At 55.0% G+C, this 11,644-nt stretch carries 11 protein-coding genes; 6 read left to right on the top strand and 5 right to left on the bottom strand.

Annotated elements, in window-relative coordinates:
- Positions 1–31: 31 nt before the first annotated feature.
- The 4 genes from G4G93_RS11310 to G4G93_RS11295 all read right to left on the bottom strand — a co-directional run bounded on the left by G4G93_RS11310 (position 32) and on the right by G4G93_RS11295 (position 3,458).
- On the bottom strand, positions 32–577 hold the full coding sequence (locus tag G4G93_RS11310) for a hypothetical protein (protein ID WP_165084192.1): 546 nt from the start codon (positions 575–577) through the stop codon (positions 32–34).
- 86 nt (positions 578–663) lie between these two features.
- Entirely contained in the window at positions 664–2,178 is a 1,515-nt protein-coding gene (locus G4G93_RS11305) for a phage terminase large subunit (protein ID WP_165084190.1), read from the bottom strand.
- Complete coding sequence (locus tag G4G93_RS11300) at positions 2,175–2,714, bottom strand: terminase small subunit (RefSeq protein ID WP_206289688.1); 540 nt, start codon at positions 2,712–2,714, stop codon at positions 2,175–2,177. The genes G4G93_RS11305 and G4G93_RS11300 overlap by 4 nt, the downstream gene beginning before the upstream one ends.
- A 213-nt stretch (positions 2,715–2,927) precedes the next feature.
- A complete protein-coding gene (locus G4G93_RS11295) occupies positions 2,928–3,458 on the bottom strand; it encodes a transcription termination/antitermination protein NusG (protein ID WP_165084188.1) in 531 nt (176 codons plus the stop codon).
- Positions 3,459–4,309: 851 nt separating this feature from the next.
- Between G4G93_RS11295 and G4G93_RS11290 the strand changes: the two genes are divergently transcribed.
- The 6 genes from G4G93_RS11290 to G4G93_RS11265 all read left to right on the top strand — a co-directional run bounded on the left by G4G93_RS11290 (position 4,310) and on the right by G4G93_RS11265 (position 11,162).
- Positions 4,310–5,992 (top strand): anti-phage dCTP deaminase, encoded by a 1,683-nt coding sequence (locus G4G93_RS11290; RefSeq protein WP_165084186.1) that lies wholly within the window; start codon positions 4,310–4,312, stop codon positions 5,990–5,992.
- Positions 5,993–6,202: 210 nt separating this feature from the next.
- Positions 6,203–6,934, top strand: a complete 732-nt coding sequence (locus tag G4G93_RS11285; RefSeq protein WP_165084184.1) for a hypothetical protein — start codon at positions 6,203–6,205, stop codon at positions 6,932–6,934.
- Positions 6,935–6,984: 50 nt separating this feature from the next.
- Entirely contained in the window at positions 6,985–7,548 is a 564-nt protein-coding gene (locus tag G4G93_RS11280) for a hypothetical protein (protein WP_246736685.1), read from the top strand.
- 495 nt (positions 7,549–8,043) lie between these two features.
- Positions 8,044–10,218 carry an FAD-dependent oxidoreductase gene (locus G4G93_RS11275; protein WP_165084182.1) on the top strand — a complete coding sequence of 725 codons (2,175 nt, stop codon included), beginning with the start codon at positions 8,044–8,046 and terminating at the stop codon, positions 10,216–10,218.
- 57 nt (positions 10,219–10,275) lie between these two features.
- Positions 10,276–10,605, top strand: coding sequence for a DUF3850 domain-containing protein (locus G4G93_RS36745; RefSeq protein ID WP_409513822.1), 330 nt, complete (start codon positions 10,276–10,278; stop codon positions 10,603–10,605).
- A gap of 2 nt (positions 10,606–10,607) precedes the next feature.
- On the top strand, positions 10,608–11,162 hold the full coding sequence (locus tag G4G93_RS11265; protein ID WP_165084178.1) for an AAA family ATPase: 555 nt from the start codon (positions 10,608–10,610) through the stop codon (positions 11,160–11,162).
- A gap of 1 nt (position 11,163) precedes the next feature.
- Here G4G93_RS11265 and G4G93_RS11260 read toward each other — a convergent pair whose 3' ends face one another.
- Entirely contained in the window at positions 11,164–11,574 is a 411-nt protein-coding gene (locus tag G4G93_RS11260; RefSeq protein WP_165084176.1) for an NUDIX domain-containing protein, read from the bottom strand.
- Positions 11,575–11,644 lie beyond the last annotated feature (70 nt).

The following is an 11,644-nucleotide window of genomic DNA, read 5'->3' as shown; positions in this document are numbered from 1 at the left end:
TCTCGCTCCGGATCCGGCCCGCGTGCGGCCGTTAGGCCGACGGTGCGTCCTCGGCCGCGCGTCTGGCGGCTTCGTCCTGCTGCGCGTCCGTGCCAGCGGGCTGCGCGGCGTTGCCGGTGTTCGCCTCCGGGCTCGTCATGGCCTGCGGCGCTCCGGCGCGCTGGGCCGCCTCGGCGACGGCCGCGGCATCGGCGGCCTTGTGCGCGGTCGTCACCGGGTCGCTGCCGAGGTCAAGCGGCCGGCCGTGCGGCGGGACGGCGCCGCCGAAATCCTGGTGCCCCTGCGCGGTGTCGGACGGGGTCTCGCGCCGGCCGGCCTCGCGCTGGGCCGGGTCGAGCGCGGTGGCGCCCTCGGTCGCCGCGGTGGGCGAGGGCGAGGTGATCGGGGCCGCGGTCGCGGTGCTGGGGTCGCCCCCCTGCTGCTGGACGACGTAGCCCGCGCCGATGAGGTCGCGCACGTCTGAGGAATCGACCGTCACGGTGCCGTCGGGGGCGATCGTGTAGTTGCGGCCGGACTGGCTGGCGTGGATCTGTCCGCCGACGCCCGGGGGCGCCTTGAGGACGACTTTCGGCATCATGGCTGGGGGTTCTCCTGGTCGAGAAACGGGCCGCCGCGCAGGCGGCGCTGTGGACAAGCTGGTGGCACGGGCGCGTGAGTGGGCTCTCAGGCCGCCGCGTCCTCGACATCCACGAACCCGGCCGCCCGCAGCGGCCCTGCATCCTCCGCTGCCACCCGCACCAGGCCGTCCGCATCGGGCGCATAGCGCGCGCCGGTGAGCCCGATGACAGTCCCGGTGCCGGGAGGGGCCAGCAGGACGACCTGCCCTTCGACGACCCCCGAGGGCATCGACCAGCCGTGCTGCGGGGTGGGAATGCTGGGCGCGGCCTCGGCCTCCCGGCGATAGAATTCCAGGATGCCAGTGCCGTCGGCGATGCCGAGCAGGTAGGTGAGGGCCCAGACGCAGGCGTCGGCGTGGTCGGGCGAGCCCGGGCCGGTGTAGCCCGAGCCCGCGAAGGCGCAGAGCTGGTCCTCGAGCACCGGGAAGCGCCCGGCATGGTGCACCTGGCCCTGGGCGTAGCGGGTCGAGACCGGCTCGGCCCGCACCGCCTTCCCGCGGCTCGCGGTGACGAGGCGCACCGGCACGTTCGGGTCGGCGGCGCGGATCGTCGCTTCGACCATCGCCCCGCCGAAGTTCGATTCGGCCACGATGCAGTCGGCGCGGTAGCGGTGGTAAGCCTCGACCGCCCGGCGCGCCCAGACCGCCGGCGCCTCGCGGCAGGACAGGTCCTCGAGCACGTAGCCGTGGCTGTCGGTGCCGCGGGCCGCCACCACGATGCCGATCTCGTCGGCCGCCTCGTCCTGGCGGCTCGCCGCGCCGGAGGGATCGACCGCCACTACCACGGCGGCCCGCCTCCCCTCCGGGATGTCCTCGGGCCGACAGCGGTGCTTCTCCAGCACCTCCAGCGTCCAGAGCGCCCCGTCGATCTCGTCGACGTAGACGCCCTCCAGGAAGCGCTTGCGGGCCTTCTCGGGCAGGCCCTCCAGCGCCCGGAGGAAGTCGGGCGAGAGGTTGTGCGCGTTGTCGCGCGGGTTGAGGAAGGCCCGGGCGTAGTCGTCGGGGTCCGGCAGCGGCTGGCGCGAGACCGGGTCGCGCTTCTCGCCGAACAGCTGGTTGGTCCAGTGCGCCTTGCCGACCGGGTTGAGGTCGACGAAGGCCCGCTGCTTGAGGCCCGGCACCACCTGGGCGAGGCGGGTGAACGCGATGGTGGCCGAACTGTGCGGGATCTGCGACGCCTCGTTGAGGAACATCGTCGCGAATTCGAGGCCGAGGATTTTCTCGACCCGGTCCTTGTCGTCGAGGCCCCCGATCCAGAACTGCGAGCCGTTCGGCAGCTCGAAGAACCCGTCCTGCCGGTGCTCCTTGAGCGCCACGCCCGGGAAGCACGTCCGCATCACCGCCGGCAGCGTGTCGAGGGCGATCGAGGCGCGCGCGGCGTTCGCCCGGAAGCGCAGCAGGGCGTGGCGCGAGCCCGCCCCCTTGAGGCCGCGCACCACGATGGTCCGCACGGTCAGGAACGTCTTGCCCGAGCGCGTGCCGCCGACGAGGCAGGTGTAGCGCTGCGGGCCGGCGAGCAGGCGGCGGGCCGCCTCCTGCCCGGGCGAGAACGCGACGCTCACGCCTCGGCGTCGACCGTGTCGAACACGATGGTGACCTCTCCGGTGTGCTGGACCTTGTCGCTGAACATCCCGAGGTGCTTGCCGAGCTTTTCGAGCGCGGACAGCTTGTCGTGGAGCTTGAACTTCACCCGCCGCACCTCGCGGGCGTCCTCGCCGCGGCCGTCCCGGAAGTCCTCGACCGTCACCTCGCCAAGCGCGGCGGCTTGGTCCCGCGTGAGCCGGCCGAAGTCGAGGACGGGATCGCCGTCCGGGCCGACGCGCATGTAGTCGTGCATGTTGGCGAAGCCGACCTTCGCCAGTTCCTCGACGATGCGCTGGACCGTCACGCCGGCCTGGGTCGCGCCCGCCGCCAGGATCTCGTCGACGCGTGCCCGGACCTGCTCTTTCCGGCTCAGGCGCGAGGCGTTGCTGTCGTGCGCCTTGAAGCCGGCCGCAACATAGGCCGCGCCGATCGACGAACCCTTGGCGAGTTCCTGCGCGAACCGCTCATGGCGCGAGTTGGGGAGGATCGGCATCGGGCCCCGGATGAGCGGCACCGCGCGGGCTCGGGGCCCGGGCGGGGGATCAGGCGTCGGGAGGGTTCGCCGCGCGGCGCTTCGGCCGGACGGCAAGGCCGTCCCAGCAATGGCCGTCGGCCTGACGCTGCTCGTTGGTGGTGCGGGGGGAGCGGAAGGCGGGCATACCGGTCGTTCCGCCAATGCATCCGCAGGGCGGGTGAAACCTCACCGCGGCCCTGCATGCCGCAAGGTTTACCCCGCGGCGCGGACGTGATCAAGCGGGACCGTCGCCCGGTGCCGCTTGCCCATGGCCTCGAACACCACGTCGATGCGCTGGCCCGGCAGGGTGTGCCGCACGCGCTCCACGAAGGCGTCGAGCTCGGCCGAGCCGACCCGGACCTTCACCGCTTCCCCGGCCGCGAAGGCCGCCTCGGCGGTCCGCGTGAAGGCGTTGGCGGCGATCGCCTCCTCCAGCAGGCCGACGACGCGCTTGGGCACCGCCCGCGGCTGCTGCCCGCTCGACAGGATGCCGAGCACGCCCGGGACGGCCCGCAGCGGGTACCAGGATGCGCCCTCCGGCACGCCGAGGAAGACGTAGCGGGGGAAGACCGGCCGCTCGACCAGCATGCGCCGGCGGGCGTGGCTCACCTCGACGAGGCCGGTGGGCAGGAGGGCGGGATAGGCGCGGGCCTCGGCGGCGTCGCGCACCGCGGTCTCGCGGTTCGCCGCCACGTAGGCGGCGACCCAGATGCGGATCGCGGACGGGGTGTCGGTGGTCGGCATGGTCGGCCGGATCTCCGTGGCGGGAGACCCGGACCGGGCGGGGGCGTGGCGGGCGGATCATACCAGCCGCGGGCTCTCAACCCCCCTCCCCCAAGTTCTTGACGGTGTAAAAAGCCGTTCGCTGGAGAGAGGGTGTGGAGAGCAGGTCTAACAATGGAAGGGAGAGGGATAGGAGGGAAGAAGGGTAAAAAGATTTTTTTCTTTTATCTTTATAGAGTTAGAGCTTGGAGTTTTTGCACTGGCTGAGTTTCTGCTGCCGGTGCAGGAAGGCGCTGGGCGGGTTTCTCCCATGGTGCAAAAACGATTCTGCGCGGAGGCCGGGGCGTAAAATGAAAAGGCCCGCGCGATGGCGGGCCTTCGACGAGCGTCTATGCAGCGTGGTCAAATCAAACGAAGGTAACCTGACCGGCAGTGCGGATAAGAGCGCGCCTACGAGTTAGGCAACAGCTCGAACAATGAAGGTACAGTCAAGCCGACTGTGGTGGTTGGCGCGCGACACAGTAACTAGATATATATGTATCTAGCCGGAAAAAGGTTCGGGATGGGGAGAGGTTCTGCGATTGGATGTATCTTCCTGGCCGTGGATGCCAGTACCGGCGACAAATCGACTCACGGCCAAGGCGTAGTTTTGTGAAGCCTCACGATCAACAGAGGCACTCACTACATTTCTGCCGTTGGGCTCGCTGTTAGCTATGCGGGTGAATTGTTCCGACAGCCACTGCGCTGTGAGTTGTTGCGGCCTATTCATATTCCACCCCGTTTCAACGGTTGCAAATCCGCAGAATCACCATAGCATGTTAACAATGGGTGGTCACTCACGTTCGTTCCCATAGAGTTGGCGGGCAAGTTAAATGTCTGTTAATAACAAGCAAGCAACCGAGTATCCAGAGTTGTTCTTTCCTCTTTGTGGCGCCATCGGCGTAAACCTTGAGTTAGTTTCAAATGTTCTTCAAGATCAATTAAAGTTATTTGGATACAAAACGGTTGAAATACATCAGACGCAGTTCTTGCAACTTATAGATGACAATCTAAAAAACAGGGCAGAGACACTTAATGAGCATTATAAAAAAAGAATTAAAAGCGCAAATGATTATAGAAAATTACTTGAAGATAAGGCTCTGATGGCTCACGTTAGTTTGTTCTTAATTCAGGGAGAAAGAAATAAAATAACAAAAGATCCTTTGATTGCAGCCCCTAAAGTGGCGTATATAATTCGACAACTCAAAAGAACTGAGGAAATAGAATTATTTAGAGAGTTGTACGGTAAGCAAGTATTTCAAATATCCGCCTATATGGATCCGATCGCAAGAAAAACTCGACTTGCTACTAAAATGAGAGATTACGATAATACTAGTACAAGAATTTCTGATTTCGAAGGCGAGGCATTAAACCTCGTGAAGCTCGACGATAATGAGCCCGACAATCCTTATGGGCAGCGACTTAGAGACGTGTACCCGCTCGCTGATGTATTTATTGACGCATCTACAAGCGACTCCGCCAAGAAAACAATCGGAAGATTTGTAAAGATTTTGTTTGGATATAATTTTCATTCACCGTCCCGAGATGAGTATGGAATGTATGTTGCTAAATCAGCGTCACTTAGGTCGGTTGATTTATCGAGGCAAGTCGGGGCCGCTGTATTTTCTCCAAAAGGTGAGGTTAAAGTTCTTGGATGCAACGAGGTTCCCAGCCCCTCAGGGGGCACCTATTGGGAAGACGACAGAGGTGATGCTCGTGAGTTTAAAATCGGGTGGGACACAAACGAAAATTTCAAGTATCGTTTGCTTGGAGATACCTTGAAGCAGCTTGAAGCTATAGGTCTAATTGAAAAGAAATACGTGGAAATGAGTACGCGTGATTTTCTTGCTTCGATAAAAGAAGAAAAAAAAGTCGATCTTACGAAAAGATTAATGATGATGGATGTTATTGAATATGGTAGGATTATACATGCAGAAATGAACGCTATTACTGATGCTGCTAGGAAGGGTATTTCTATAGATGGCGACGTCTTGTATTGCACTACATTCCCTTGCCATCTTTGTGCTAAGCATATAATTTCTGCAGGTATAAAGCGCGTAGTATATATCGAACCTTATCCAAAAAGCTACGCGACTGAATTATATATCGACGATATTTCGCTTGAGCGGTCTGAATCCGACTTGTCTAAAGACAGGGTGCATTTCGAGCCATTTATCGGCGTGGCCCCTTACAGGTACAGGGACTATTTTGAAAAATCGAAGAGAAAAGATGGTGATGGCAAGGCTTTAGAATGGAAAAATGGAGCTCCCAAGCCTGATATTAAAATCAAGACAACAGCATATATCGACAATGAATTCGCATATCTACAATACATGCTGTCACAATTTGCTGCTAAAGGCGTAATGTTGTCAGACGAAGATCATAATATATCTAATTCAGAACAAGGATATAATAGAGATACACAACAAAAAGATGCTAAAACGGACGTTGAAATCGATCGTCAGGACAAGGTTGGCGCGATACCGCAGCCTGATGGGTCCGCGTCGCGTGACTAGGGTCAAGAACCCGATCAGCTTGACGGTAGAACGGCCGCTGACGGTGGGGAGCGGACCCCAACCCTGCGCCCTGAAGCGGACGCCCTGCATTCAACCCAACTCAACCAACGGTCGAACTTCTAGCCGGTCCAGAAAGCGGTATTTGAGACTAGTGCGGTGCCGCCAGCTTCGCGTAGTCGAACATATCCGGACAACAATTGAAGGCTTACAATGAAACTTACCAAAGAGGGTTTTGAACGCATAGCAACTGCTGGACTCGAAACAGCACAAAGATATGCACTGCCCATTCTCGTGTTTGATTCTGCGAAGCAGAAAGTAAATACCGCCACTGGGACCATAATACGCACTGCCAAGGGAGCCCTGATGGCGACCGCGGGCCACGTCATCGAAGAATTTGTTGGCTTGGGTGACACCGGTCGTATGCAAATCGGAGGTATGGGCTACGTGCTTAAAAACATTAGTGCCGATCGCATTAAAATAGCGAGAAACGTGGACTTTGGAGTCATTCACCTAACAGACGACGATGCACTTGGGGCGAAGTGGAGCATATTTCCAGATTCAAACCTGCACTTTGACGGCGTTCAACAAATGGACCTTGTAGCATACGTCGGCTTCCCAGGATGCTGGAAGAAAATCGAGTCTGCGAAGACCATGGTGATGGGGCGCCTCTTTTGCGTCGGAGCCATTGAGACGATCGAGCAGGATCAGTTTTCGATTCGAATTGATGAGCGCCGATATGATTCGGAACAGGGAGTAGCAGGTCCTCTGGACGATCTTGGAGGAATCAGTGGCGCCCCGGTGTTTAGTCTGCTTGATTTCAGAAAATCGCGGATGAGGGCACCCCTTCTGGTCGGATGGATCCATGAAGGAATGGCATGGGAAGAATTGAATCAAAAGCATTACGTCGTTCAGGCCAGCTTTGTAAAGTCGTTATTCTTATAAAATGCGACACATCTCTGTCACTGCGGCTAATTTAGAAGCTTACTCCTTGTATGTACAGCATCATGAAGGAAAAAATCCGAAGAAAAACCGACTCGGACGTAGATCATCATGTGATCGATTGCAAGGGAATTTCTGTGTTGAGATACATTCTGCCGGCTACACTTTGCACGCTGTGCCTGCTCACGGTCTCGCCGGCCGTGGCCTCGGGGAAGATTTACTACGGATCGCGCGCCGGCATGACCGTCACCGTCGTGTCAATGAGCGGCCTGGACACGGCCCGAGCGGTCATCCGCACCAAGCACACGCGTGAGGACGCAATCGGCTTCTGCCGGGACTATGTCGGCAAGGTGACGCCTGCCTGCATCAGCGAGGAGCTAGCCGTCCCGCTCAATGACCGGATCACCGCCAATTGCCCACGCGGCGAGTTCACCGACTTCCAGGGCAGCCGCTACCGCTTTGCTGGCCGCTCCCGCAGCAAGGACAGCATGGCCAAGTACGTGGTCATGAGTCTGCCGTCTGGAGAGGTGGCGGACGGCTCGAGCGCCAGCGGCTACCCGACCAATATCCAGATCTTCAAGGCGCTCTGCCCGAGCCGCGCGCCGGAGGCCGAATGACCTGCGGCCGCACGCCAGGGGCATCTCCTTCCACGGCAAACTGTAGCTGGGGTTGGCCCACCGCAGCGACCGACACCACCTAGGCGATTGCGGTGAGCCGGCGGATTTCGGCACCCGGGCACGTCCTGGGCCAGCCGCACCGCCTCCACCTGAGCCGTTCCAGGCGTCCCCCGCGCCTCCGTGGCCGCCCGGTCCTGGTCAGGACGGCCACGATCCTGACCGGCCTCGTCCTGACGCTCTTTCTGTGGCGCGGACGTGAATGCGTCGCGGTCCTGGCCACCGCCAGCGTTGCGGCCTGCTTCGCCCTGCGCGGCGAATGGCGGACGTGAGGACGTGAGAGCGTCTCACTGCCACACTACGACTCGTTACACCTCAGAGGCACAGCAGGTGACCTGCTGCTGTCATCCAGGTATCGTGCCATGCGCTGGAGTGTCGTCATCGATACCGATTAATCGAAGGGTACCTGGCGGCAGGTCGCGGTGGTAAGAGGATCGCATGACAGCAAGTCATAAAATTCCTGACTCATCAGAAGACGTCATCGTTTCATCGCAAATTCCAGGCAAAAATCTATACATATTAGGTATGTTTGATAACGGAGTTACTGTCCTCAGTCAACAAACTCGCGCTCTTAATCTGGTATGGTCTTTAATTGAAAACAGTAGAGTGCCATGTGTGAGGCCGGGAGAGCTGCCTCAGGATCGCCCTGAACGATCTATTGCTATAGTTGGGGCCGGCTTCGCCGGGCTAACAACTGCCGCGGCTTTCATAAAAAAAGGTACTAATTCTAGAATTACATTGTTTGAACAAAGAGACACTCTGTTGCCTTTGCAGCATGGCAGTGACACGCGCTGGCTACATCCGCATATTTATAATTGGCCTGCAAATGGGAGCGAAGCAAATTCTGCAATGTTGCCTGTGCTTAATTGGACTGCGGCACGTGCATCTGATGTTGTAGTCCAGGTATTAGCAGAATGGAGCAATATTGCTGAGCCTTATAGCAAGCAGATAGAAATATTTTGTAATACAAGATACATACAGATATACGATTATACATCGAGCAATTCGAATCTCAAAATCGAGTGGATAGGTGAGCAGCGCTCAATCGATGGCTCAAGTGGAATAAGAGATGCGAATCTGCCGGCCGTCGGTAGGACTGAAATATTCGATATTGTGATAATTGCTACAGGATTTGGTTTAGAAAAGGATAACACGCTTTCGTATTGGAGAAACGACATTGTAGGGCAGCCAAACCTCGAGCAATCGCGGCGCATGTACCTTGTTTCCGGTCAGGGGGATGGCGCCATGATAGATTTGCTTCGTGTTAGAGTTTCACACTACAGGCAAGATAGAATTTTGTACGAAATATTTAGCAAATCTGTAGAGCTCAAGCGAGAAATGAAAAAATTATACGAAAAAACTATTAAAGAGTCGAGCGCTGATTTGTTTGCAAATTTGGAGAACTTATCTAATATTCATAAAGACGAGTTTGATGTAGTTCTAAAAATTCTATCAAACAGACTCAGAAGAGATACGGATGCGATACTACATATGAAAATAAAGAAAATATCTGAATTGTTCAATACCGACTCTATAAGAATTTCTTTTCAGAATAAATTGTTGGTTTATTTATTATATAAATGCGGTGGTTTCATACCTTCGACTGCCGACGAAGGTAAGATTCGATCGGAGCACGCTATACCTGACGATCGAATACTTCGTCGACATGGAACCGACCGTCTAGGTCAATTGCAAAATCTGCTTTCGAGCGAACTTTCCAGTATCATCAAAAACTATCGCGAAAGCAGTTTTAGTTATAGTTTTCGCCAAACTGACAAGGCGCTTTGGCCAGGGGGTTACTTTGGCTTTTTCAGCTCGTCAGAAGACATAAAAAAGATAAATGTTGACAATCATATTACAATGCAGTGGCGAAAAGAATACCTTCCAGGACCAACTGAACTCGTAGCAGCGTCATTTTGCTCGACACTCGCGGGCGTTCTACAGAATATACACCCACATGACAAACGATTAAGGATCACTCTCCATAGGGCAATTAATTTTGGCATAGAGGAGGTCCTACAGCAATGTTGCGAATATTTTGGCATAGGCCTATCGCATGGAAAGTTTACATCTGCTGGACGAGCATTTCCGGCTGATAATGCAACTATAGGATTGGCATATAAAACCCGCCGAATAGTACGTTCGGTTAAAGGCGTATCGCCGAACGCGCTCGAAGAAGTAATGCAAAAATTAAGACTCACCACTGCATCGGGAAAAATGGTTGCTGACATTCATTATATAATCGCCATACCCATTTTGGAGCCTGAAACTCGTGGAAATTTCATCGGTCCCAATCCTGTGGCCGGTGTTATATACATAGATAGTACGGCGGCTGATTTTGATATTGAAGATGACGATCTTATGCAGATCGTCCAAATTACGAACTCATTCATTGCTGCTTTGGAGAAAAGCTCATCCACTACAATGAATCGTATTAGGAATGTTCCTGTCGGAACTAGTGACTGCGAACCGCCTAACCCTCAGGTTTTGCTTCCCGAATTTTCCAGCGCCTTAGAAATCGTCGAGGGTATTTCTCCTCCAGTCTCTGCGTCGAAATTCCACTTTAATTTCGATTATTCAGACTTTATACCTGTGGGCGAATCAGATATGTGAGTCATTCTCAGCGTTGATGGTGCTAGAGTATGAAAGGGTGGCGAGGTAAACAAAGGAATGTTAGCGATGAAAAATACCCGCTCGCAGAAGGTGTTGGAAGCAGTTAGGCAAAGTAGAGTGCATGAGGTAAAGTCGTGGCCGCATCTATTCGAGGCAACTCTGAATGGAACAAAAAAACACGATATGCGGCGCGCAAGCGATAGAGATTATAATGTAGGGGACTTCTTGCTATTAAAAGAATTCGATCCGAAAAAAGGCACTTATACAGGAAGGCAGTTAAGAGCAAAAATTACATATATAACTTCTGCAGAATTTCCTTGCGCTCTATCTGCTCAAGGCTTATCGGAAGGCTACTGCATACTGAGTCTTGAGCTGCAAAGCGAGTAAAAATGCCTAGCGTTATTGGCTTGTGTGGTTTTGCGGGGGTGGGAAAATCCACTGCCCTCTCATATCTTGCGGAGAAAACAAACGCTGGAGGTGTATACCTTGGCGATATCGTACTTGAGGAGGTGCGTCGGCGGGGGCTTCCGGAGTCCCGTGAAAGCGAAAAGATTGTTCGCTCAGAGTTGCGGGAACACAACCGTGCGGAACTGGTCTCAAGATCTATAGAGCATATTCGGCAAATATTAATATCCGGACGATCGGTTATAGTCGACGCAATACTTCTGCCAGAAGAGCGCGAATGTTTGATTTTTTCGCTTTCAGGCTACGATGTCTATATTTTGAAAATTTCGGTAGAACTGGAGCATCGTGTAGACAGACTCGGCATTCGTGCTAAGAGACCCCATACAATAGGCGAGATCCAAGATCGAGATAATTTTGAAGTCGATCGTCTTCACATTGATCATGTATTTAAAATGGCTACACATGCCATTGATAATAATGGTGTGGAGGAAAAATTTAAAAATGACTTGGATGAATTCATCCAAGCCATCAACATCTGATTTATCTCGCGTATATTTGATTGTTCCTTGATAAGAATGGTAAGATAGAATTTCTTAAACTTGGTGCCAAGTTTGGCTCGTCTGAGTTTTCAAGTGTAAACCATACTAAATCTTCGATTTCGGCTTGTGCTTTTGGCGTTCCGATGAGTTTGCCGGTATATAATTGTACTGTAACCTCTGTATCCACAAGGCCGGCTGCTACATCGGAGAAAGACCCAATAAGGCGGAGTGTTGATTCGTCGAGGGTGCAACCAAGCTCCTCTTCGATCTCCCGGCTGAGCGCGACGACATCAGTTTCGCCCAGTTCCGGCTTTCCGCCTGGCAAAATAAAATAAAAGGAGCCTTTTTTTCGAACAAGGAGAATTTCCTGATCTCTCAGGAGCGCGAGTCCGACCTTGACTATTTTTCTCATGATAGCATCCCTCTATCTGTGGATTAGATCTACGATTGTTGGTCATCTATTATCCTTTCTCCTAAAATTG

It is taken from the genome of Methylobacterium sp. DB0501 (genome assembly GCF_011043735.1).
Lineage (GTDB): Bacteria > Pseudomonadota > Alphaproteobacteria > Rhizobiales > Beijerinckiaceae > Methylobacterium > Methylobacterium alsaeris.
Note: the sequence above shows the minus strand (reverse complement) of the source record. Positions and strands in the feature narration are given on the sequence as shown.

Coding starts and splice junctions, on each gene's coding strand:
- G4G93_RS11295 (WP_165084188.1), bottom strand. CDS start 3,458: ATGCCGACCACCGACACCCCGTCCGCGATCCGCATCTGGGTCGCCGCC.
- G4G93_RS11310 (WP_165084192.1), bottom strand. CDS start 577: ATGATGCCGAAAGTCGTCCTCAAGGCGCCCCCGGGCGTCGGCGGACAG.
- G4G93_RS36745 (WP_409513822.1), top strand. CDS start 10,276: ATGTTAGCGATGAAAAATACCCGCTCGCAGAAGGTGTTGGAAGCAGTT.
- G4G93_RS11275 (WP_165084182.1), top strand. CDS start 8,044: ATGACAGCAAGTCATAAAATTCCTGACTCATCAGAAGACGTCATCGTT.
- G4G93_RS11265 (WP_165084178.1), top strand. CDS start 10,608: ATGCCTAGCGTTATTGGCTTGTGTGGTTTTGCGGGGGTGGGAAAATCC.
- G4G93_RS11260 (WP_165084176.1), bottom strand. CDS start 11,574: ATGAGAAAAATAGTCAAGGTCGGACTCGCGCTCCTGAGAGATCAGGAA.
- G4G93_RS11285 (WP_165084184.1), top strand. CDS start 6,203: ATGAAACTTACCAAAGAGGGTTTTGAACGCATAGCAACTGCTGGACTC.
- G4G93_RS11290 (WP_165084186.1), top strand. CDS start 4,310: ATGTCTGTTAATAACAAGCAAGCAACCGAGTATCCAGAGTTGTTCTTT.
- G4G93_RS11280 (WP_246736685.1), top strand. CDS start 6,985: ATGTACAGCATCATGAAGGAAAAAATCCGAAGAAAAACCGACTCGGAC.